Consider the following 22,070-nt stretch of genomic DNA (forward strand, 5'->3'; position numbering starts at 1 on the left):
GGCAAGCAACAATGCGGCAGCGGAGTAAAGGTGAGCCATTTTTTTGTGCATTTCTTTTGATGTTCTTGCGATAGATGGGCTGTGCCCCGCCTGCAACTGCAAGGCGGCTCCTGATTTCAGACTGCCCTGATGTCTTGCCCTGAATGCTCGGGCAGACCCACGGTTCAGCAGTCGGCAGAGCGTGAGCGTGCCGCGAAGCAGCATGGCGAGAGCGCCGACCATCGGGTCATCGCTGATTCACGCTGGTTATGGGTCTGGAACGTCTGGAGCATCAGTCGGCGCCCTTCATGGCACAGGCATTCCGATGTCCGGACTGTGGGCCAGGGCGAGGAGGCATTCTAGTCACCTAACGAACTGCAGCCGCCAGTCGCTCATCGCGCCTGGCGGCTGCAGTTCGTTGATCAGGGGCGCTTGTCAGCCCCGATTCCGGTCGGGCATCGTGACCGGGAAGTGCTTATGTGCACTGCAGGCGCTTGCGCATGGCAAAGCCATAGCCCAGTCCCAGCAAGGCGGCGACGGCCGAGCCGGCCAGAATGCCCAGCTTGGCCGCACCCAGGAGGGAGGCATCCGCAAAGGCCAGGCCGCCGACAAAGATCGACATGGTGAAGCCGATGCCGGCCAGCAGACCCACCAGCAGCACGCCGCGCCAGTTCAGCCCCTCGGGCAGGCTGCACAGCCCGCTTCTGACGGCCAGCCAGGTGCAGAGGAAGATTCCCGTGGGCTTGCCCAGCACCAGTGCCACCAGCACGGCCATGGCGGTGGTCTGCGGTGCCGCAGCGCTCAGGTCTATGCCCGAAAACTGCACGCCGGCATTGGCCAGCGCAAAGATGGGCATGATGCAGAACGCCACCCAGGGATGAAGAATCATGGGCAGGCGCAGGGCAGGCGGCAGCAGGTCGCGCTGTGCGAGCTGGGCGGTGCGCAGCTCCTGCATCAGGTGTTGCGGGTCGGGCCGGCCGCTGAGCATCTGCTCGCCGGCCTTGCGCATGGCCGTCTGCGCCGTGATCAGCAATGGCATGGCAGCGGGGCGTGTAAACACGGGTGTCATCAGGCCCAGCACCACGCCTGCCAGGGTGGGGTGCGCACCGGTCTTGAGCAGGCCGAACCAGAGAATGGCTCCGGGCAGCACATACAGAGGGGCAGCGGCAAAGCCCATGCGGTTGAACAGCAGCACCAGCAACACGCCGGCTGCGGCCACCGCAAAGCCCATGGCCTGCAGCCCGCCCGAGTAGAAGAATGCGATGATGAGCACGGCCACGATGTCGTCGATGATGGCCAGGGCCAGCAGGAAGATGCGCAGCGCTCCGGGAATATTGCGACCCAGCAAGGCCAGCACGCCGACGGCAAACGCGATGTCGGTCGCCGTCGGGATCGCCCAGCCGTTGAGCAGCGTCCTGTCATTGCCCGCAAGAGCCATGTACAGGAGCGCGGGCACGGCCACGCCGCCGATGGCTGCGATCAGCGGCAGACTGGCCTGGCGCAGGCTGGCCAGCGCGCCGTTGTGAAGCTCGCGACGGATCTCCATGCCTACGACCAGAAAGAACACCGTCATCAGCACGTCGTTGACGATGAAATGCAGATCGGTGCTGAAGCTCCACGGGCCCAGCGTCAGCGCGACGGGGGCATGCCACAGTGCAAAGTAGCCTGGCGCCGCACCGGAGTTGGCCCAGATCAGGGCGGCGGCGGCGGCCAGCATGAGCACCATGCCGGCAAACGATTCGATATGCAGCAGGTGCGAGATCTGCGCCTGCACGCGCTCGGTGGCGGATTGCAGCGCGGGGATGCGGAGTGAATTTTGGGATGCACAAGGCGCAGGGGCCTGCACAAGTGTTTGTGGGTCCATGTGTCGGTAGGTGTCTGAAGTCGTCTGCCGACAGGCGTATTGCACCCGAGCTCATGCCTCTTGGTGCTGTCAGCACTGCAAACGACTGGTGCGCTGGCGGCCCGACCTGCGCGTGAACATTCACCTGCCATCGCCACCTTGTGTGACGGGCACCCATGTCGAATTGTAGCTAAAGCTGCTTCAACGGGCAGGATATGGGGTTTATTTGCCGGTAGCTAGACCTCGCCATCAGGACGGTTGCCTCTCGCGCTTCACGTCGCCTTGGCTCAAGTGGGTGGACTGCACGAATCGCGTCAGCGCCGTCCCGCCGCCGGCGCTATGCTGGCGCGCCAAGCAGAAAGAAAGCGTGTCATGTCGGGCATAGGAACGGAATATTTGTGGGTGGGCGTGGTGCTGTTCGCGGCGGCGGCGCAGACGGTGCGCAATACGGCCCAGCGCTCGCTGACGGCGCAGGTCGGCACGCTGGCGGCCACGCTGGTGCGTTTTCTCTACGGCCTGCCCTTCGCCGCTGTCTATCTGTTGGCGCTGTACACGCTGGGCGATCCGTCCCAGGTACTGCCGAAGTTCAGCGCCGCCTATCTGGGATGGATTGCGCTCGGTGCCTTCTTTCAGGTCGCGGCCACGGCGGCCTTGCTGGTGGCCATGAAGGAGCGCAACTTTGCCGTGGCAGTCACGCTGTCCAAGACCGAGGTGCTGCAGGTGGCCTTGTTTGCCGCCATGTTTCTGCACGAGCTGCCGACCCGGCTGGCGCTGCTGGCCATGGTGCTGGCCACGGTGGGCGTGCTGATGCTGTCGCTGCCGCCGCGCGGGCAGCTGTTCACGCTCTCGGCCTGGACCAGCAAATCCTCGGTCTACGGCCTGATCTGCGGTGCCTGCTTTGCGCTGGCCACGGTGGGCTTTCGCGGTGGCGCGGTCGAGATCGCGACACTGGGCGTGCACTCGCCCTGGCTGTCCGGAGCCTGGGGCGTGCTGATTGCGCAGACCATGCAGTCCGTCGTCATGAGCGCCTGGATTGCCAGAACCCAGGAGCACGGTCTGCGTCCCATTTTCAAGGCCTGGCGGATCTCGCTGCTGGCCGGCAGCATGGGCGCTGCGGCCTCGCTGGCCTGGTTCACAGCCTATGCCATGCAGGGGGCGGCCGCCGTACGCACCCTGGGCATGGTGGAGGTGATGTTCAGCTATATCGTCTCGCGCAAGGTGTTCAGCGAGACACTGTCGCGGGCGGAAAAGCTGGGCATGGCATTGATGATGCTGGGACTGGTGCTGATCTGTCTGCAGCTCTGATATCAAGCGCTGCCTGCGCTCTGCAGTGTTCATTTTCAAGGGGAGTGGTCCTTGAAATCATCCACGGAAAAGCGCAGTCAGCTCCTGAAACAATAGCTTTTCGCAGCAACGATGCGCGATGCCGGGCCTGGCTGGTTGGTGCAGTTCCTGGACGTAGCTATCCGGCGCTGGCGGTGGTCAGCGTGGCCGGCCGGAACGGCCTGCTGGTGCTGCCCAGGGACTGCAGCACGACATCGGCCACCATGTCGGCGGTGATGGCCGACAAGGTCCAGCCCAGGTGGCCGTGGCCGGTGTTGTAGAACACGCAGGGCTTGTTGCCAGGGCCCACGCGCGGCAGCATGTCCGGCATCATGGGGCGCAGGCCCGCCCAGGGCACGACGCTGCGCGTGCTGACGCCCGGGAAGCATTGCTGCACCCATTCGATGAGGGGGCGGATGCGGTCGGCGCGGATGTCCTTGTTGTAGCCGTTGAACTCCGCCGTGCCGGCCACGCGGAAGCGATCCTCGCCCAGGCGGCTGGTGACCAGCTTGGTCTCGTCATCCAGCAGGCTCACCACGGGAGCCGCGGCGCGGCTGGCTTCGTCGGTCAGGTTGACCGTGATGGAATAGCCCTTGACCGGATAGATGTTGACGCTGTCGCCCAGCTGGGCGGCCAGGGCACGGCTGGCCGTGCCCGCGCAGACCACCATGGCGTCGAAAGTCGAGGTTTCGGTTTCCAGATCCCGGCGCACGGTCACGCTGGCCTGTTTGCCGTTGCTGTTCACCGACACGATTTCCTGGCCGTAGCGGCATTGCACGCCCAGTCGCTCGCAGGCGGCGGCCAGGCCGCTGGTGAACTTGTGGATGTCTCCCGTGGAGTCGCTTTCGGTGAAATAGCCGCCGTAGAACCGGCCCGACAGCGTGGGCTCGATGGCCCGCATCTCGTCGGGCGTGACGGGGCGTCGCTCCAGCCCCCCTCGGGCCAGCAACTGCGAGACCTTGCCCGCATGTTCGAAGCCCGTGCGGTCGCGATAGATATGCAAGATGCCTTTTTGCTTCAGATCGAAGCCAATGCCTTCGGCTGCCGCCCATTCGAACAGATGCTCGCGCGCCGCAATCGCGAGTCTGGCGGTTTCCACGGTGTTTTTCTCGTAGTGGGGGATGGCTGCAAGAAACTGGCAGAACCAGGAAATCTTGTGCCAGCTGGGCTTGGGGTTGAGCAGCAGCGGAGCATCACTCTTGAGCATCCACTTGAGGCCTTTGACGATGGTGGACCCGTGGGTCCAGACCTCGGCATTCGAGGCCGAGAGCTGGCCGCCATTGGCGAACGAGGTCTCCATGGCGGCATAGCGCTGCTTCTCGAACAGGGTGACGGAAAATCCGCGGCGTGCGAGGGCGTAGGCGGTGGTCACGCCCGTGATGCCACCGCCGATGACGGCGATTGTCTTCATGATTCAGATTCCAGACACGTCAAGGGTGGAGCCCGTGCGCGACATGCGCAGCGGACGCCCCCTCTGTTCTGGACCTGAGAGATTCACGAGGCAGCGCCCTGGGCCGCTGCTCGCTTGCTCCTTCGGTATGCCCGGCGGACGATGGCGTCCAGACATTCTTCAGAGTGTGTGACAGCGATGCCGATCCTTTGGCCTGAGAGTTTCCGGGGCGGTTGCTCCTTCGGCGCTGCATGCGCCTAGTTTGCGCTGCAGTCTCTCTCGGCATCGCCGGGCTGAGAGCCTCGGGCCAATGTAGGAAGAATGGCGGCGCCTGGATATACGGGTTTTCGAGACTTCTGCGCCAGGGCTGGCCATGTGTGCGCGAATGCTGCTGGATGGCGTCTGTGTTGCGCTCTGAAAGGAGTTCATCGGGATCTTGTTGAAAAGTGAGGCTGCTCGGGTGCGAGCAGCTTCGCAATTCATGGCAGCAAGCCCTGTCAAGTGCCTCCGAGCAGCCCCAGAGCCAGCCCCTGCATTGGCAGGGCAGCGCATGGTCCCTGACGGATTTGGGCAAAATACCGGCTTTGCCTGTCAATGGACCCGGCGGTATCACCGCATTGCCATTGAAGCGCCCGACCGGGGTGGCTGCCGATTCAGGATGCAACTGGCCTATCCGCCAGGCGCTCTGCTGTCATGGCTTCGTTCCTTTGTCCTTGTTGCCCGCGGCCTTCTCGGTCGCCTTTTTGCGTTGCCTGTCGCAGCGCCTGCGGGATGGTTGGGTGTTGGGTCCGGATGGGCGCAAACCATTACAACAAGACATTTATGTCCCAACCCAACTCAAGCCAGCCGCTCGCGCAGCCTGGCGATGGTGACGATAACCAGCCCCGCCTGCACCGGGTGCTCAAGCAGCGCCACCTGAGCATGATCGCCATTGGCGGCGCCATCGGCACGGGCCTGTTCGTGGCGTCCGGATCGGCCATCGCCCAGATCGGGCCCGGCGGTGCCGTGCTCACCTATCTGCTCATCGGCATCATGGTCTACTACATCATGACCAGCCTGGGAGAGCTGGCCGCCTTCATGCCTGTGGCCGGTTCCTTCTCGACCTATGCCTCGCGCTATGTGGACCGTGGCTTCGGCTTTGCGCTGGGCTGGAACTTCTGGTTCAGCTGGGCCGTGGTGGTGGCGGTGGACCTGGTGGCCTCGCAGCTGGTCATGGCCTACTGGTTCCCCGATGTGCCGGGCATCCTCTGGAGCGGCCTGTTCCTGTTGCTGATGGTGGGGCTGAATGCGTTTTCCGCGCGCGGCTTTGCCGAGGCCGAGTACTGGTTCGCGCTGATCAAGGTGCTGGCCGTCGTGGCCTTCCTGGTCACCGGCGTGCTGATTCTGTCCGGCATCATCCGCAACGGTCATGTGCCTGGTTTCGAGAACTGGACCACGGGCGATGCGCCGTTCGTCGGCAATTTCGCGACCTTTGTGGGTGTGGCCATGATCGTGGCCTATTCCTTCCAGGGCACGGAGCTGGTGGGCGTGGCGGCGGGCGAGTCCGAGAATCCGCGCGAGAACGTGCCGCGTGCCATCCGTCAGGTGTTCTGGCGCATCCTGCTGTTCTATGTGCTGGCCATTATCGTCATCGGTTTTCTGATTCCTTACACCGATCCGCAACTGCTGCGCACCGATGTGGCCGATATCGCCGTGAGCCCGTTCACCCTGGTGTTCCAGCACGCGGGTCTGCTGTCGGCGGCCACGGTCATGAATGCGGTGATTCTGACCTCGGTGCTGTCGGCCGGCAACTCGGGCATGTATGCGGCCACGCGCATGCTCTACAACATGGCGACCGAGGGCAATGCGCCGCGCATCTTCTCCCGGCTGACCCAGAACGGCGTGCCGCTGGTGGCATTGATCGGCAGCACGCTGGTCGCCAGCCTGTGCCTGTTTTCCTCGCTCTACAGCCCGCAGGCCGTCTATATCTGGCTGCTGAATCTGGCTGGCATGACGGAGTTCATCGTCTGGCTGGGCATTGCCGTCAGCCACTACCGCTTCCGTCGCGGCTATGTCATGCATGGCCATGATGTGGGCCTGCTGCCCTACAAGGCCGGCGCCTTCCCCTTCGGTCCCATCTTCGCCTTTGTGCTGTGTCTGGTGGTGACGCTGGGCCAGAACTACCAGGCCTTCCTGGAAGATCGCATCGATTGGGGCGGCGTGGTGTCGACCTATCTGGGCATTCCGCTGTTCCTGCTGTTCTGGCTGGGCTATTGGCTGGTCAAGCGCAAGACCTGGGTCCGCTATGCCGATATGCGTTTTGACGAGCTGGAAGACATCAAGCGGGGCAAGGTTCCGTCCTGAGACCGTTTGCGACGTCTCCCTCTCTGTGCGTCAAGGGCTGGGGCAAGTCTGCGGGGGTGGCGCTGCTTGCGGCTTTCCCGTGCGTGTGCGTGGCGTATGCTGTAGACGGGGAGGCCGATTCCTGCAAGCCCAGGCAAAATCGGCACTGTGAGCGATCTTTCCACCATGACCGAGGCCAGGCCCAGGCGCATAGCGCATCTGGACATGGATGCGTTCTACGCTTCCGTGGAGCTGCTGCGCTACCCGCAGCTCAAGGGCCTGCCAGTGGTGATCGGTGGCGGCCGGCGCAGCTTTGACGAAGCGCTGCTGGCGCGCCATGCGGGGCGGCCGTTATCCGAGATTCCGGTAGCGGATTTCCCGCTGCTGCGTGATTACACGGGGCGCGGCGTGATCACCACGGCCACCTACGCGGCCCGCCAGTTCGGAGTGGGCTCGGCCATGGGCATGATGAAGGCTGCAAGGCTGTGCCCTCAGGCGATTCTTCTGCCCGTGGACTTTGCCGAGTACCGGCGCTTTTCGCGGGCCTTCAAAGAGATCATCGTGTCGATTGCGCCGATCATGGAGAACCGCGGCGTGGACGAGGTCTACGTCGACTTCACCGACGTGCCCGGGGGGCAGCGTGAAGGCGGGCGCGTACTGGCCCGGCTGATCCAGAAATCCATCTTCGATGCCACGGGTCTGACCTGCTCGGTCGGAGTGGCGCCCAACAAGCTGCTGGCCAAGATGGCCAGCGAGTTCAACAAGCCCAACGGCATCTCCATCGTCCAGCCTGAAGACTTGCAAAGCCGGATCTGGCCGCTGCCCTGTCGCAAGGTCAACGGGATCGGCCCCAAGGCCGATGCCAAGCTCAAAAGCCTGGGCATCGAAACCATTGGCGACCTGGCCGCGCAAAGCCTGCCGCAACTGCTGCACTGGTTTGGCAAGAGCTATGGCCACTGGTTGCACGAGTCGGCCTGGGGGCGGGACGAGCGGGCAGTGGTGACCGAGAGCGAACCGGTGTCCATGAGCCGCGAGACCACTTTCGAGCGCGATCTGCATGCCGTACGTGACAAGGCAGAGCTGGGTGTCATCTTCACGGATCTGTGCGAGCGGCTGGCCGAGGATCTGCGGCGCAAGGGCTATGTGGGGCGAACCGTCGGCATCAAGCTTCGCTATGACGATTTCAGGATCGCCACGCGGGACCAGACCCTGAATCTGCCGATACAGGATGCTGCCGCCATCCGTCTGGCTGCAGGCCAGTGCCTCAAGCGCGTGCCGCTGGGCAAGCGCATCAGGTTGCTAGGGGTCAAGGTCTCGGGCCTGATTGCCGAGCCGCTCTGGCAGGCCAGCGCCAGAGACCCGGTGGCCAGGGAGTTGCTGCTCAGGCCTCATGGTTTGACCTCCGTCAAGAATTCGGATCCCTATACCGCATCTCTGTTCTGAGCAGGGGGCCACGGGAGTCCTCGCTGTGCGATGATCCCTGTGTGAATTTGTGTATCTGGGTAACCAGCTGTCGACGGATGCCTGATCGCTCACTCTCGAACAAAAACTAAATAGGCCTATTGGAGGAGTGCAAAGCATGCGCCTGAACCTGCCGGTATCTCAACAGAACTACGACTTTCCGGGCGACGAGCTGCTGGTCTCCAGCACCAACACCAAGGGCGAGATCTTGCATTGCAATCCCGCATTCGTGCGCGTCAGCGGCTATGCCTATGAGGAGCTGATCGGTCAGCCGCACAACCTGATCCGCCATCCCGACATGCCGGCAGCGGCCTTCAAGGACATGTGGCGCACCATCGCCCATGGCTATCCCTGGACGGCGCTGGTCAAGAACCGCCGCAAGAACGGCGACCATTACTGGGTACGCGCCAATGTGACGCCCATCATGGAGGGCGGTAAACCCAGCGGCTACCTGTCGGTGCGTACCAAGCCTTCGGCAGCTGAAGTGGCAGAGGCCGAAGCACTGTACGCGCGCATGCGCAACGAGGAAAAGCAGGCCCGCGCCAGCTTCCGCCTGCGTGCGGGCGCGGTGCGTCGTCTGGGATTGATGGGTTGGTGGGACGGGCGCAAGGATGTGGGCCTGGTGGCGCGCATGGCCTGGTTGCTGGCCATCGTGGCCTTGATCGCCATGCTGCCGGATATGCTGGGGTGGCAGGGCATGGCCGCATGGGGCTGGCGTGCTGCCAGCCTCGTGGCAGGTGGCGCATTCGTGCTGTGGCGCTTCCAGCAGCGTTGCGTGGCCGGGCTGGAGGACGCCAGCCGCTTTGCGGCCGATGTGGCGGCGTGCAACCTGAGCACCGAATGCAACCAGAGCTACAGCGGTGCCGTGGGGGCGTTGATGCTGAGGCTGCAGCAGATTCAGATCAATCTGCGCGCCGTGGTGGGTGATGTGCGCACCGAGGTGCAGGGCTTTGCCCGAACCGCCCATGAAATCGCCCAGAGCAGTCTGGACCTGGCAGGGCGTACCGAGTCGCAGGCCACCAGCCTGCAGCAGACGGCAGCCTCGATGGAGGAAATTTCGGGCACGGTGTCGCAGACGGCCGATACGGCCCAGTTCATGGCGGGTGCCAGCGACGAAAGCAGCAAGGTGGCCAGCCGCAGCGGCGCGGCCATCAGCGAAGTGGGTCTTGCCATGGAACATATCCGGGGCTCCTCTACCCGCATGAGCGAAATCATTGGTGTGATCGAGAGCATTGCCTTCCAGACCAATCTGCTCGCGCTGAACGCGGCCGTGGAAGCGGCGCGGGCCGGAGAGCAGGGGCGCGGCTTTGCCGTGGTGGCGGGCGAGGTGCGGGCGCTGGCCCAGCGCAGCGCAGAGGCGGCCAAGGAGATTGGCGTGCTCATCAACCGCACGGTCGACGGCATCAACGATGGCAATGCGCGCATGCGTGCCGCAGGCCAGACCATCGACGGCATGGTGCAGGCCGTGGACAAGGTCGGCTCCCTGGTGCACCAGATCAGCATTGCCACGCGCGAACAATCGATAGGCATCTCCCAGGTCAACGAGGCCGTGGCCCAGCTCGACTCCGTGACCCAGCAGAATGCCGCCCTGGTGGAGCAGTCGACCAGCGCCGCGCAGTCGCTGCGCCACAGCGCCAGGACGCTGGAGCGTTCGGTGGACGTGTTCCTTCTCTAGGCTTTTGCGGTCTTGCTCCGAAAAGGCAGCCGGGGAGCTGCCTTTTTCACACCGGCTTTCGGTAGGATTGCGGCATGAGTGTTGTGCTGACCCTGATCGCCATTGCGGCGCTGGCCCTGTGTTTGCTGATCTGGCTGATCTCGCGTTTGCGCGCGGACTCCAGACCCGTACCGTCTGCAACTGCCGGGCAGGCGGCCGAGCCGTCCGTGGCCCGGACCGGAACCGCGTCGGAGGCTGCGGCGCAGGCACCCTCCGATCAAGCGCAGGCGGACATGGCGGATATGGCGTCGGAGTCCAGCCGCGATGTGAATTTCCGTCCCCAGGGCGAGCGCGGCATGGGCGGTCCCATCTATGGCGATGTGCTGTGTGCGGACGGCGTCTATCTGCCCCATGTCTGGGAGATGGACATGCACACCTCCTACGACGGGCGCTGGCTGCGCACGGGCTTTTATGACAACGAGAGCGCCCATCTGGTCGACCGCAAATCACGCCGCAGCTGGGTGATCGGCAGGCCGGAAGGCGAGCTGCTCGACGCCATCCACTGGCGCATGCCGCGCTGGAGCGGCGAGAGCATCAACGAAAGCGGCATTGCCGACGATGCGCATGTGATCATGTCCGATGCCAGCTTCGAGGCCTGGCTGGGCGAACACATGGAGGCGCAGCCGCAGCCCCTGCTGCAGGTGGTGGATCTCTGGGTGCCGGCAGACTGCCTGCCGGCCGAAGTCGCCCGGGCCATGCCGACGCTGCCGCAACCGGCTCAGCCCACCCCGGTGCCGCCGGTGCTGCTGCAGCGTCACTGGCCGGCTTCGCTGCGCAAGCTGCGCTACCCGATGGCTCCGCTGCAGAATCCGCACTGGCAGCTGATGCTGGGTGAGGCTGCCCAGCCCTGGGTGCTCGACGAGAGCCACAGCATGGTCTGGCGTGCCGATGCCCAGGCCTTTGCGCTCTATGCCTACCCTGCCCAGGGCGATGCCAGCCAGGCCAGCCTGCGGCTGGCTGTCTGGACCCTGGAGCGAGGCTGGCAGCAATGGCCGCAGCTGTTGCCCGAGGATCGCAAGCCCTGGGCCCTGGGCCTGCCGGATCTTGAGCCGCCGAGCGAGCCGCAAGTGCCAGCGGTTTTGCCGCTGAGCTGGCTCAATGAGCTGCTGCTGCAGAAGGTGCAGCTCGATATGCCCGAGACCGAGCGCCTGCACGATGGCACCAGCATCAGCTGCGCCATGAGCGAGGTGGATGTCTGCGCTGCCCATCGGCGCGATGGCCTGCCCATCCTCAAACCCTCGCTTCCCCTGTGTTTCGACTGGCTGCGTGATCCGTCGCAGCCCGCGCTGTGGCGTGCGCAGAGCGAGCTGCTCAAGGGGCAGCGCCTGATCTGGACCCTGTCCAAGCCGGCCCGGGAGGAGCTGGGCGAAACGGCGGCCTACAACCTGCAATGGGGCGAACGCCATTTGCCCGGCACCTGGGCACTGGAACATGTGATCGTGCAGGGACGCTGGGCGATTCTCATGCCGCACGGCCGTGCACCGATTCGCGGTGGCAGCGGCAGCCTGCAGGTCTGGGACGGGGAGCGCCTGCAAGGCGTGGACCTGCCCTGGCCTGTGGTGCGGCTGGCCGCTGTGCCGTCGGTCAAGGGCGGTATGGCTGCTCGCCTGCGCGTGCTGGCGCTGACGGCCAGTCTGGCCGACAAGGACTGGGACCCCTCGACCGCATCCTGGCGCTGGCCTCTGCAGTCCGTATCGGCCAGCCATCTGGCAAGACCCGACTGGCGACCGCTTTACTCCGAGCGTGAACTGGCACCCGATGCGCAAGGGCGCTGGCAGCTGCTGCCGCGCTGGCGGGAGGTGAGACAGATCCAGCATCCCTGCGCCGACGGCGACTATGTCTGGCGCGACGATGTGCGCGGCGACACCGTCTGGTGGTGGGGCGGCGTGAACGAGCGCGTCAACCACGATTGGCAGCATGATGAACCTCGCAAGGACGGCGTGATCATGACGCGCAGCGGACTGGCGTTCTGCGGTGTCGGGCCCTGTGCCTGCCCCCATCCTTCAGGTGAAGGCTGGGCCTTGCTGGAGCCGGTGGAGACCCGCCATGGCGAGCTGGGTCAATGGCAGCTGCACTGGCTCAACCCCGTGGAAAAGGAAGTGCGCACGCTGACCCTCAAGGCGCGCATGCCGGTGCTGCAGGGCTGGGATGCCCAGGGACTGCATTGGCAGGATCTGCCCCTGCCGGATGCTGATGTGCAGCAGGGTGAAGCGAACACGGCTCCCGAGATCCGGGCCGAACCGGTGGCTGCGCACCAGCTGGTGGTGGCACAGACCTGGCAGCGTGCTGCCGTCGAGCCCCTGCGTCAGGGCATGAACGGGCTGTGGCTGCGCGTCCAGGATCTGCGTTATGCCGAAGCTTTGCTGGGGCAGGATGACTGCCCCTGGAAGAGCTGATTCCCCTGCTTGCGCCCGCAGGGACGGCAGTCTTGCGAAGGGCAGCCCCTGCTGGCTGCCCTTGACCGGGGCGTTCCGGTGCTATTGGCGTGCGGTACGCACATTGGCGGGCAGGGCACCCGGGTGGCTGGTACGGAAAGGGTTGATGTCCAGGCCGCCGCGGCGCGTGTAGCGGGCGTAGACGGCCAGCTTGATGGGTTTGCAGCGCGTCCAGATATCCATGAAGATGCGCTCCACGCATTGCTCATGGAACTCGTTGTGGTTGCGAAAGCTCACCAGGTACTGCAGCAGGCCTTCCTGCTCGATCTGCGCACCGCTGTATTGAATCTGAACGCTGCCCCAGTCAGGCTGGCCGGTGACCAGGCAGTTGCTCTTGAGCAGGTTGCTGACCAGGGTTTCGCTGACGGGGGCTTCGTCGTGGTTGGCACGCAGCAGCTCGGGAGCGGGCGTGTACCGGGTGCACTCCACATCGAGTCGGTCCAGCAGCAGGCCGTCGAGCTCATGCACTTGCTGGGCATCGAACTGCTCCGCTTCCAGCAATCGGACGCCCACGCTGCCCTGGGCCTCGCTGCCGCGCCAGGTGGCTTCGGACAGATCCGTGCGCAGGCGCGCCAGCACCTCGCTGGCGTCGGCAAAGCGGGTGTTGTTGAAGCTGTTCAGATACAGCTTGAAGGATTTGCTTTCGATCAGGTTGGGCGTTTCGCAGGGAATGGTGAAATGCGCCAGCGCCACCTGGGGCTTGCCGCGCAGATTGAGCCAGGAAACTTCGAATGACGTCCACAGATCGGCACCAAAGAACGGCGGGTTGACGGCTGCGCCGATTTCCTCGCGCTTGGTCAGGCGTGGCAGGGGAAAGAGCAGTGATGCGTCGTACTGGTCCACATAGGCCGAGCTTTTGCCCAGCTGCGATTGTTCAGGGGTGTGCATGATTCAAAAAGAAAATGGCCAGCAGTAAAAAAGATAGCTGCTAGCGCTTTATGGGTAAGGGCTATAGCCTGTTTTTACTTGAACTCTCGTTCGCGTAGCCACTTGGTGGCTATCCATTTTTCGCCCTCGAGAACGGGAGCGCCGCCGTGCAGGCTCTTGGTCGCCGGGTCGGGCCGGTCATAGCTGAAGAATACGGCATTGCCGCGGCGCGGCACGACCTGCAGCCCTACGTCGGGAAAGGTGGTTGCACCGCCGCGCGCGGGCTCGTTGAGATACATGACCAGGGTTCCCACACGCTGGCCGCCTCGTTTGAGTATGGTCGGCGTGCCGGGTTCGTTGGGTGCGAAGTAATCGTAGTGCGGCTTGTATTCGGCGCCTGGCCGGTAGTGCAGCACCTGCATGCCTTCGCCGTTCTCCTGTGGCCAGTTCAGCAGGCGCGCAATGCGCTGCTCCACACGACCGATGAGCTCGTTTTCTCCGCGCTGGAAGAACATGCCATGGCTGGTGCGGTCATCATTGACGGCCTCGCCACCGCTCTGGTTGTCCACGGTCAGAGAGCGCTGCATGCGCGGTCGGGCGGCCGCGATGATGGCATCGCATTCCTCGTCGGAGAGCAGGTTGCCGAACACCACGACCCGGGGATGACGCATGTTCATCAGCACATGGACATCGCGATCGCCGGTGTTGATGCAGCAGGGATCGCTCTGCAGATCGGGCTCGGGCACGCCGGAATCACGAATCCCCACACCCACCCCGGCCTCGGCCCTGGCCGGCGCGAAAGCCAGCGGCAGCTCGCCCTCTTCGGGCAGGGCCAGCGCCCGGCGTGCCAGGTGCTCGGCCCAGCCCGCCTTGCGCATCGATTGCAGCAGCGATGGCAGCGGCACGCCGGAGGCACTCTGCGTGCGCACCCATTGCATCAGCTCGGGTGTCAGGCCGGGAGGGGTGACGAACTCGTCGTGGGTGGAGGTGCTCATGTCGACAATGCTAGTGTGCACTGATGCCGATTTCAATGCGCGGCGTCAGTCTTGCAGCTTGCGGCGGAACACCAGCTTGCCGGGCGTGCTGGCCTGCTCGGCCAGCGCATAGCCCTCCAGATCGAACTTGCGCAGGTCGGCCACCTTTTGGGCCTTGTGCTGGACCGCCCAGCGCACCATCAGTCCGCGCGCACGCTTGGCATGGAAGCTGATGATCTTGTACTTGCCGCCCTTGAAGTCCTCGAAGACGCATTCGACGACAGGGGCCCCGAGCGCCTTGAGATCTACGGCCTTGAAGTATTCCTGCGATGCCAGGTTGACGACAATGCGCTCGGCCTGGGTGTCTCCGCGCTCGGCCTGTGCAGCAATGCGCTCGTTCAGATAGTCTGCAATCTGGGTTCCCCAGAACTGGTAGAGGTTGCTTCCCTTGGCGTTTTCCAGCCGGGTACCCATCTCCAGGCGGTAGGGCTGCAGCAGGTCCAGCGGGCGCAGGACGCCATAGAGACCGCTCAGGATCACGACATGCTCCTGGGCCCAGTCCAGCTCCCCGGGCTTGAGGCTGGCCGCGTTCAGCCCCTCGTAGACATCGCCATTGAAGGCCAGAACGGCCTGGCGCGAGTTCCTGGCGGTGAAACGGGCGCTGAACGCTTCATAGCGTCCCACATTGAGCACGGCCAGCTTGTCGCTGATGCCCATGAGTTCCGAAATCTGCTGGGGCGACTTCGTGCGCAGCACTTCGATCAGCTCCAGGGGCTGTTTTTTGAATACCGGCAGCGTGTGTGGCAGCTCGGCGGAAACAGGACTTTCATAGTCCAGCGATTTGGCCGGGGAGATCAGAAACAACATGGCTTGACGTTCACTCCATCAAAGAAAAGGGCGCATGAAAAAGGGCCAAGGCCCCGTTCACCGAAGTGGACGGTCCCCTTGGCCCTGTGATGCCGGAAGGCGGTCTTCTGCTTAGGCGCTGGCGCCTGCAGCCTGCTCTTCCTTCTCGAACGGCAGCTGCATCAGGCTCAGATCCTTGCGGGTCTCGACCAGGATCAGCGGGCCTTCGTCGAGCACCACCACGGGCGGACGCTCGCGTGGAATCCGCACGGGCTTGGGCTCGGCGGCAATCGCAGCCTGGACGGCAGCGATCTTTTCGGCATCGGAGTTGATCCATTCCAGACCCGACGCGGCTGCCAGGGCTTGCAGCTCGGCAATCGGCAGCACATAGCTCTGTGCCTTGGGCGATGCGACGGTCGGGGCAGGAGCCACGGCTTCGGTCACAGGCTCCACGGCACCAGTCTGAGGCTCCGGGGCAGCCGCAGGCTCGGCCGGCACGGGCTGGGCAGGCTCTTGCGCAGTTGCGACAGCCGTCAGGGCCTCTTCTGCAACCACGGGTGCCTGCACTTGCGCAGCCACAGGTGCCTGTTCTGCCTCCACCTGAGGAGCAACCGCATCGAAGTAGCTGCGGCGTGCCGGCGGCTCGCTCGCATCCGCGGATGGCACTTCGACCGGAGCCTGGACTTCGGCCGTCTGCTCGGCAGCCAGGCCTTCGGCCTGGGCCTCGCGCGGTGCGCGGTCGCGGCGGTCACGGCCGTAGCGGTCACGCGAACGGCGCTGACGGGGCTCGCGTGCGGTATCGCCTTGTGCACCATCCTGTGCCAGGACATCCGCTGCGTCGGCCGGTGCGGTGTTCAGCACCGCTTCATCGCTCACGGCCTGCAGGACGGGCTGGGCATCGGCGTTGCGATTCTGCCGCTCGCGGCGGCCTTCACCGCGCTCATTGCGTTCACTGCGCTCATTGCGTTCCGCACGCTCGCCGCGTTCCTGGCGGTTGCGCTCGGGCTTGGGAGCTGCGTTGAACTCTTCGGCATTCAGCGCGGTTTCCGCCACCTGGGGCTGGCGGTCGTCGCGGCGCTCGCTGCGTTCGCCACCGCGACGGTTGCCGCGTTCGGGGCGGTCCTGGCGCTGTTGCTCGGGGCGCTCGTTGCGTTGCTGCTCATCACGGCCCTGGGCATTGCGGCGGTTGTTGCGGTCCGTGCGTTCGCCGCCAGTGCGCTCCGCGCTGTTGCGGTCGCTGCGCTCGTTGCGGTCACCACCACGGCGGTTGCGGTCGCCGCCACGGCCCTCGCCCCGGCGGCCGTCGCGGCTGCCTTCACGGGCGGCAGGGGCGGGAGCCTCGGCCACGGGAGCGGGTGCAGTCACGGGGGCAGGGGTGCCGAAGCCGAACAGGTTCTTGAGCCAGGCAAAGAAGCCTTGCTCGCGCACCACCGGGCGCGCTGCCGCAGGAGCCGGCGTCGCAGCGGCAGCACGAGGCTGGCGGGGCGCACGAGGCTCGGCAATCGGCGCGGGAGCATCGGGCAGCACCCCCTTGATGACGGGAGTCTGCTTGTTGGTGGGTTCCTGCGAGCGTCGGGTGACAGTGGTCACCTCTTCGGGCTCGTCGGCCAGCTTGTAGCTGGCTTCCATGGATTCCAGGCGAGAGTCGTCGTGCTTGAGGCGCTCGAGCTTGTAGTGCGGCGTGTCCATGGACTTGTTGGGCACCATGATCACGTTGACGCGCTGCTTGAGCTCGATCTTGGTGATTTCGCTGCGCTTTTCGTTGAGCAGGAAGGAGGCCACTTCCACGGGCACCTGGCAGTGCACGGCGGCCGTGTTGTCCTTCATGGACTCTTCCTGGATGATGCGCAGAATCTGCAGTGCAGAGCTTTCCGTGTCGCGGATGTGGCCGGAGCCGCCGCAGCGCGGGCAGTTGATGTGGGCGCCCTCGGACAAGGCGGGCTTGAGGCGCTGGCGGCTCATTTCCATCAGGCCGAACTTGCTGATGGTGCCGAACTGCACGCGGGCGCGGTCCTGGCGCAGCGCATCGCGCAGGCGGTTTTCCACTTCGCGGCGGTTCTTGGCCTCTTCCATGTCGATGAAGTCGATCACGATCAGGCCGCCCAGGTCGCGCAGGCGCATCTGGCGCGCCACTTCGTCGGCTGCCTCAAGGTTGGTGCGGGTCGCGGTTTCCTCGATGTCGCCGCCCTTGATGGCGCGGGCCGAGTTCACGTCCACGGAGACCAGGGCTTCGGTGTGGTCGATCACGATGGCGCCGCCCGAGGGCAGGGTCACGGTGCGCGAATAGGCGGACTCGATCTGGTGCTCGATCTGGAAGCGCGAGAACAGGGGAGCGTCGTCGCGGTAGCGCTTGACGCGGGCTGCATGCTCGGGCATCACATGTGCCATGAACTGCTGGGCCTGTTCGTAGATGTCATCGGTGTCGATCAGGATGTCGCCGATGTCATTGTTGAAATAGTCGCGGATGGCACGGATGACCAGGCTGGACTCCTGATAGATCAGGAAGGCGCCCTTGGAGGCCTTGGCGGCGCCGTCGATGGCGCTCCACAGCTTGAGCAGGTAGTTCAGGTCCCACTGCAGCTCGGGGGCCGAGCGGCCGATGCCGGCAGTGCGCGCAATGATGGACATGCCCTTGGGGTACTCGAGCTGGTCCATGGCCTCCTTGAGTTCGGCACGGTCCTCGCCCTCGATGCGGCGCGAAACGCCGCCGCCTCGGGGGTTGTTGGGCATCAGCACCACATAGCGGCCGGCCAGCGAGATGAAGGTCGTCAGGGCCGCGCCCTTGTTGCCGCGCTCTTCCTTTTCGACCTGGACGATCAGTTCCTGGCCTTCGCGGATCACGTCGTTGATGCGGGCCTGGCTGGGCGAAACGCCTTCGGCAAAGTATTGCTTGGAGATTTCCTTGAAGGGCAGAAAGCCGTGGCGATCCTCGCCATAGTCCACGAAGCAGGCTTCGAGAGAAGGCTCGACACGGGTCACGACGGCCTTGTAGATATTGCCCTTGCGTTGTTCGCGACCTTCGATCTCGATCTCGTAGTCCAGCAGCTTCTGGCCGTCCACAATGGCCAGGCGGCGTTCTTCGGACTGCGTCGCGTTAATCAGCATCCGTTTCATGATGCGTTTCCTTTATTCGTTTTATGGGGCACGCTGGTCACAGACCAACGTGCCTTTGACTGGTAATCAAAGACAGGCTCAACAGGAGCCGTGATGCCAGACGAACGTGTTGAAACGGATGAGGAATCTGGGGCGGTACAGGACGGCGCTACTGGCCTGATCTCAAGTCAGTAGCGGAGGTACAGGCCGGGGGACGAGCGGGAGAGGACGCGCATGCAGACGGGGTACGAAAGAAGCCGGCGCGCGTGCTAGGGAGGTGGGTGGTTTCTTCGAGACACGGCTCGTCCCGGGGGCCGGCCGTGCCTTGCCCCAGAGGTTGATCAGCAATGTCCAAAAGATCCACATGCTCGTTGAGAGAACCGACAGTTGCAGGCTGCTTTTGCCTGGGCAACTGCGCGGTATGAGATTCCGTATCAGTGTTTCAATTCGTCAGCCTTTGCCAGGCTTTCACAGGCTGCTGCAGCTCATCTTGGCTGCAATTTGCGTGTGCAAAACTGGCGGGCATCGACCTGCCTGTGCGGTGGGAAATGATTGTTTGGACTAAACTCCATGAGAATCAATCACTTACAACTAAGCTCGGCACAGGTGAAACACATTATAGAGGGCAAACCGGCACAGGACCGGTCCCAGATGACGGCCACGGCCTCGGTACGGCTGATCGAGGTCGATGAAGACTCCTCCGGACAGCGGCTCGACAACTTTCTCATGCGCCACCTCAAGGGGGTGCCCAAGACCCATGTCTACCGCATCATCCGCAGTGGTGAAGTGCGGATCAACAAGGGGCGCGTGAGCGCCGAGACCCGGGTTCAGACCGGCGATGTGGTGCGACTTCCGCCGGTCCGGATTTCCGAAAAAGTGACCGAAAAAGCGGAACGCCCGGCACCGGCTAAGGACTTTCCCGCCCTGTTGGATGACGAACACATGATCGCGCTGTCCAAGCCTGCCGGCGTGGCCGTGCATGGAGGCTCGGGTGTGAGCTTTGGCGTCATCGAGCAACTGCGTCAGGCGCGTCCCGAGGCCAAGTTCCTCGAGCTGGTGCACCGGCTGGATCGTGAAACCTCCGGCATCTTGCTGGTGGCCAAGAAGCGCTCCGCGCTCATCAATCTGCAGGACCAGTTTCGCGAGCGCGAGACCGGCAAGACCTATCTGGCACTGGTGCAGGGGGCATGGCCGGCCAGCAAGAAGGTGATCGATCTGCCGCTGCACAAGTATCTGCAGGCCGATGGCGAACGCCGCGTGCGCGTGACCACGGCCGATGACCCGGACGGAATGCGTTCCATCACCCTGGTCAAGGTCAGAAAGCTGATCGAGCCGCGTCCCCTGCAGGGGCTGCCAGCCATGAGTCTGCTGGAGGTGACCATCAAGACGGGGCGTACCCACCAGATTCGCGTGCATCTGTCGTCGCAGGGGCATCCCATCGTGGGCGATGACAAATATGGTGATTTTGATCTCAACCGTCGTGTGCAAAAGCAGGGGCTCAAACGCATGTTTCTGCACGCCTGGCGGCTACAGTTCAACCATCCCGCCAGCGGCGAGCGTGTCGAGCTGCGCGCCGAACTGCCGCCGGAGCTGGCGGATTTTGTGAACTGACTAGGCTTCATGACTACTGAAAACCATAGCGCCCGGCGACCGCGCCGCTTCGACCTGATTGCATTTGACTGGGATGGAACCGTGGCAGACTCCACGGCCATCATCAGTCGCAGCATCCAGGAGGCGGTGCGGGATGTGGGAGGCACCGTGCCCAGTGACGAGCAGGCGGCCTATGTGATTGGCATGGCATTGATGCCGGCCCTGGCGCGCGCGGCACCCGATGTGCCGCCCGAAAAATATCCGGAGCTGGCCAATCGCTACCGCTTTCACTTCTTCAAGCATCAGGACGATATCTGCGTGTTTGACGGCATCCTGCCGCTGCTTGCCGAGCTGCGCGAGCGCGGCCACTGGCTGACCGTGGCCACCGGCAAGAGCCGCATGGGGCTCAACCATGCGCTGCAGGACCCGCAGCTCAAGGGATTGTTCGACGGTTCGCGCACGGCCGACGAGACCGCCGGCAAGCCCAGTCCGCTGATGCTGCACGAGCTGATGGCCGAGTTCGGTGTGGAGCCCGAGCGCACGCTGATGATTGGCGATACCACGCACGACCTGCAGATGGCGCAGAATGCCGGCTGTGCCTGTGTGGGGGTGTCCTATGGTGCCCATGCACCCGACGGCTTTGCCCAGTTCGATCCGCTGTTCGTGGCCGATTCCACGACGCAGCTGCGGGCCTGGCTGTTGGCCAACGCGTGAAGCCAGATATGACAGATGCCGTGGAGCTGTGCGCCAGTGCGGATCTTGCCGACGGTGGCCGGGCGGTGGGCTTTGATGTGCTTTATGCGGGGCAGAGCAGCCGCGCTTTTGCGATTCGATACCAGGGCAAGGTTCATGCCTATCTGAATCGCTGCAGCCATATTCCCATGGAGATGGACTACCAGGAAGGTCAGCTTTTTGACGATTCCGGCCGCTGGCTGTTGTGTTCTACCCACGGGGCGGCCTACGAACCTGACAGCGGCGTCTGCGCAGGCGGTCCTTGCCGTGGCGGGCTGGTAAAAATTGCCTTGAGCGAAAGCGGCGGCATGGTGCGCTGGCATACTGGACCACAACTGAAACCATTGAAGTTTTGAGATGAGTTCCCCAAACACACCTGATAACCATGATTCCCAGCCGCATGTGACGCCGGGTGCCGACCTGTGGTCCAAGGCGCCTGCAGCGTCCGCTGAGGCCCCTGCGGCGGCGGCCAAGGCCTTCGGGAGCGGGGGGTGGGAGCGCGATGTGCTGGAAAAGCTGGTGTTCGCCTCCATCAAGGAGCAGCGAGCCGCGCGGCGCTGGCGCTTTTTCAGCCGTCTGCTGTGGTCGGTGGTGGTGCTGCTGGTGCTGTGGGTGGTCTTCTTCAAGGACACGGCCACCAAGGCCAGCACGTCGCCGCATACCGCGGTGGTCGAGATCAAGGGCGAGATTGCATCGGGAGCGGACGCCAGTGCGGAGTTCGTGGTGGCGGCCATGCGCAGCGCCTTTGAGGACTCGGGCTCGCGCGCCGTGGTGCTGCTGATCAACTCCCCCGGCGGAAGCCCCGTGCAGGCCGGCATCATCAATGACGAGATGACGCGTCTCAAGGCCAAGTACAACAAGCCTCTGTATGCGGTGGTTGAAGAGTCTTGCGCCTCGGCGGCCTATTACATCGCTGCGGCAGCCGACGAAATCTTCGTCGACAAGGCCAGCATCGTGGGCAGCATCGGGGTGCTCATGGATGGCTTTGGCTTTACCGGGGTGATGGACAAGGTGGGCGTGGAGCGCCGCCTGCTGACGGCCGGCGAGAACAAGGGCTTCCTCGACCCCTTCAGCCCCATGTCGGCGCAGCAAAAGGAATTTGCGCTGCAGATGCTGGAGCAGATTCACCAGCAGTTCATCGGTGTGGTCAAGGCCGGTCGTGGTGACCGTCTGCACGAAACTCCCGAGATGTTCAGCGGACTGTTCTGGACCGGTCAGCAGGCCGTGGAGCTGGGGCTGGCCGACAAGCTGGGCAGCCTCGACTATGTGGCGCGCGAGGTGGTCAAGGCCGAGGAAGTCATCGACTACACCCGGCGCGACAATGTGGCCGAACGTCTGGCCAAGCGCTTTGGTGCCGCCATTGGCGAAGGATCGGTGAAGGCCATGCGCGGCCTGGTGCCCAGCATTCGCTGATCAAGCGCCTGGAGGGCAGATATCCCTTCCGGATAAGCGCTTGTAGCCATCCATCAAAAAAAGCCTGCGGTGTCTGCCGCAGGCTTTT

The 22,070-nt window shown here is 64.1% G+C and carries 15 protein-coding genes and 1 riboswitch; of the genes, 9 read left to right on the plus strand and 6 right to left on the minus strand.

Going from position 1 to position 22,070, the window contains the following annotated elements:
- Window positions 1-454: 454 nt before the first annotated feature.
- Complete coding sequence (gene nhaA, locus E2583_RS07315; protein ID WP_291594466.1) at window positions 455-1,843, minus strand: Na+/H+ antiporter NhaA; 1,389 nt, start codon at window positions 1,841-1,843, stop codon at window positions 455-457.
- 351 nt (window positions 1,844-2,194) lie between these two features.
- On the opposite strand from nhaA, the gene E2583_RS07320 reads away from it, so the two are divergent.
- Entirely contained in the window at window positions 2,195-3,127 is a 933-nt protein-coding gene (locus E2583_RS07320; protein ID WP_291594468.1) for a DMT family transporter, read from the plus strand.
- Window positions 3,128-3,284: 157 nt separating this feature from the next.
- On the opposite strand, the gene E2583_RS07325 is transcribed toward E2583_RS07320, so the two are convergent.
- Complete coding sequence (locus tag E2583_RS07325) at window positions 3,285-4,556, minus strand: D-amino acid dehydrogenase (RefSeq protein ID WP_291594469.1); 1,272 nt, start codon at window positions 4,554-4,556, stop codon at window positions 3,285-3,287.
- A 171-nt stretch (window positions 4,557-4,727) separates the two neighbouring features.
- A riboswitch (glycine riboswitch) is annotated at window positions 4,728-4,827 on the minus strand.
- Between the two features lie 530 nt (window positions 4,828-5,357).
- Between E2583_RS07325 and E2583_RS07330 the strand changes: the two genes are divergently transcribed.
- From E2583_RS07330 to E2583_RS07345, 4 genes are all read left to right on the plus strand, one after another.
- Window positions 5,358-6,878 carry an amino acid permease gene (locus tag E2583_RS07330; RefSeq protein WP_291594470.1) on the plus strand — a complete coding sequence of 507 codons (1,521 nt, stop codon included), beginning with the start codon at window positions 5,358-5,360 and terminating at the stop codon, window positions 6,876-6,878.
- A gap of 165 nt (window positions 6,879-7,043) precedes the next feature.
- Window positions 7,044-8,300 carry a DNA polymerase IV gene (gene dinB, locus E2583_RS07335; protein WP_291594576.1) on the plus strand — a complete coding sequence of 419 codons (1,257 nt, stop codon included), beginning with the start codon at window positions 7,044-7,046 and terminating at the stop codon, window positions 8,298-8,300.
- Between the two features lie 136 nt (window positions 8,301-8,436).
- The gene (locus tag E2583_RS07340; RefSeq protein ID WP_291594472.1) at window positions 8,437-9,993 is read left to right on the plus strand and encodes a PAS domain-containing methyl-accepting chemotaxis protein; all 1,557 of its coding nucleotides are present in this window, start codon (window positions 8,437-8,439) and stop codon (window positions 9,991-9,993) included.
- Window positions 9,994-10,067: 74 nt separating this feature from the next.
- Window positions 10,068-12,428 carry a hypothetical protein gene (locus tag E2583_RS07345; RefSeq protein WP_291594473.1) on the plus strand — a complete coding sequence of 787 codons (2,361 nt, stop codon included), beginning with the start codon at window positions 10,068-10,070 and terminating at the stop codon, window positions 12,426-12,428.
- Window positions 12,429-12,509: 81 nt separating this feature from the next.
- Here the strand turns inward: E2583_RS07345 and queF are convergent, their stop codons facing one another.
- The 4 genes from queF to E2583_RS07365 all read right to left on the minus strand — a co-directional run bounded on the left by queF (window position 12,510) and on the right by E2583_RS07365 (window position 18,268).
- Window positions 12,510-13,355, minus strand: coding sequence for an NADPH-dependent 7-cyano-7-deazaguanine reductase QueF (queF, locus tag E2583_RS07350; protein WP_291594475.1), 846 nt, complete (start codon window positions 13,353-13,355; stop codon window positions 12,510-12,512).
- Window positions 13,356-13,429: 74 nt separating this feature from the next.
- Window positions 13,430-14,329, minus strand: coding sequence for a 2OG-Fe(II) oxygenase (locus E2583_RS07355; protein WP_291594477.1), 900 nt, complete (start codon window positions 14,327-14,329; stop codon window positions 13,430-13,432).
- Window positions 14,330-14,374: 45 nt separating this feature from the next.
- On the minus strand, window positions 14,375-15,175 hold the full coding sequence (gene yaaA / locus E2583_RS07360) for a peroxide stress protein YaaA (protein WP_291594479.1): 801 nt from the start codon (window positions 15,173-15,175) through the stop codon (window positions 14,375-14,377).
- 111 nt (window positions 15,176-15,286) lie between these two features.
- Window positions 15,287-18,268, minus strand: coding sequence for an Rne/Rng family ribonuclease (locus tag E2583_RS07365; RefSeq protein ID WP_291594480.1), 2,982 nt, complete (start codon window positions 18,266-18,268; stop codon window positions 15,287-15,289).
- Window positions 18,269-18,853: 585 nt separating this feature from the next.
- Between E2583_RS07365 and E2583_RS07370 the strand changes: the two genes are divergently transcribed.
- Genes E2583_RS07370 through E2583_RS07385 form a run of 4 tightly spaced genes read left to right on the plus strand, consistent with a single transcriptional unit; the run spans window position 18,854 to window position 21,982 of the window.
- Entirely contained in the window at window positions 18,854-19,858 is a 1,005-nt protein-coding gene (locus E2583_RS07370) for an RluA family pseudouridine synthase (RefSeq protein WP_325801105.1), read from the plus strand.
- 9 nt (window positions 19,859-19,867) lie between these two features.
- Window positions 19,868-20,551 carry an HAD family hydrolase gene (locus E2583_RS07375; protein ID WP_291594484.1) on the plus strand — a complete coding sequence of 228 codons (684 nt, stop codon included), beginning with the start codon at window positions 19,868-19,870 and terminating at the stop codon, window positions 20,549-20,551.
- Window positions 20,552-20,559: 8 nt separating this feature from the next.
- Window positions 20,560-20,925, plus strand: a complete 366-nt coding sequence (locus E2583_RS07380; protein WP_291594486.1) for a Rieske 2Fe-2S domain-containing protein — start codon at window positions 20,560-20,562, stop codon at window positions 20,923-20,925.
- A gap of 1 nt (window position 20,926) precedes the next feature.
- Complete coding sequence (locus E2583_RS07385; protein WP_291594487.1) at window positions 20,927-21,982, plus strand: S49 family peptidase; 1,056 nt, start codon at window positions 20,927-20,929, stop codon at window positions 21,980-21,982.
- Window positions 21,983-22,070: the final 88 nt, after the last annotated feature.

The organism is Comamonas sp., assembly GCF_009360615.1.
Lineage (GTDB): Bacteria > Pseudomonadota > Gammaproteobacteria > Burkholderiales > Burkholderiaceae_C > Comamonas.

Bases quoted from the DNA above. Each gene is read 5' to 3' on its own strand.
- nhaA (WP_291594466.1), bottom strand. From the start codon at position 1,843: ATGGACCCACAAACACTTGTGCAGGCCCCTGCGCCTTGTGCATCCCAA.
- E2583_RS07320 (WP_291594468.1), top strand. From the start codon at position 2,195: ATGTCGGGCATAGGAACGGAATATTTGTGGGTGGGCGTGGTGCTGTTC.
- E2583_RS07325 (WP_291594469.1), bottom strand. From the start codon at position 4,556: ATGAAGACAATCGCCGTCATCGGCGGTGGCATCACGGGCGTGACCACC.
- E2583_RS07330 (WP_291594470.1), top strand. From the start codon at position 5,358: ATGTCCCAACCCAACTCAAGCCAGCCGCTCGCGCAGCCTGGCGATGGT.
- dinB (WP_291594576.1), top strand. From the start codon at position 7,044: ATGACCGAGGCCAGGCCCAGGCGCATAGCGCATCTGGACATGGATGCG.
- E2583_RS07340 (WP_291594472.1), top strand. From the start codon at position 8,437: ATGCGCCTGAACCTGCCGGTATCTCAACAGAACTACGACTTTCCGGGC.
- E2583_RS07345 (WP_291594473.1), top strand. From the start codon at position 10,068: ATGAGTGTTGTGCTGACCCTGATCGCCATTGCGGCGCTGGCCCTGTGT.
- queF (WP_291594475.1), bottom strand. From the start codon at position 13,355: ATGCACACCCCTGAACAATCGCAGCTGGGCAAAAGCTCGGCCTATGTG.
- E2583_RS07355 (WP_291594477.1), bottom strand. From the start codon at position 14,329: ATGAGCACCTCCACCCACGACGAGTTCGTCACCCCTCCCGGCCTGACA.
- yaaA (WP_291594479.1), bottom strand. From the start codon at position 15,175: ATGTTGTTTCTGATCTCCCCGGCCAAATCGCTGGACTATGAAAGTCCT.
- E2583_RS07365 (WP_291594480.1), bottom strand. From the start codon at position 18,268: ATGAAACGGATGCTGATTAACGCGACGCAGTCCGAAGAACGCCGCCTG.
- E2583_RS07375 (WP_291594484.1), top strand. From the start codon at position 19,868: ATGACTACTGAAAACCATAGCGCCCGGCGACCGCGCCGCTTCGACCTG.
- E2583_RS07380 (WP_291594486.1), top strand. From the start codon at position 20,560: ATGACAGATGCCGTGGAGCTGTGCGCCAGTGCGGATCTTGCCGACGGT.
- E2583_RS07385 (WP_291594487.1), top strand. From the start codon at position 20,927: ATGAGTTCCCCAAACACACCTGATAACCATGATTCCCAGCCGCATGTG.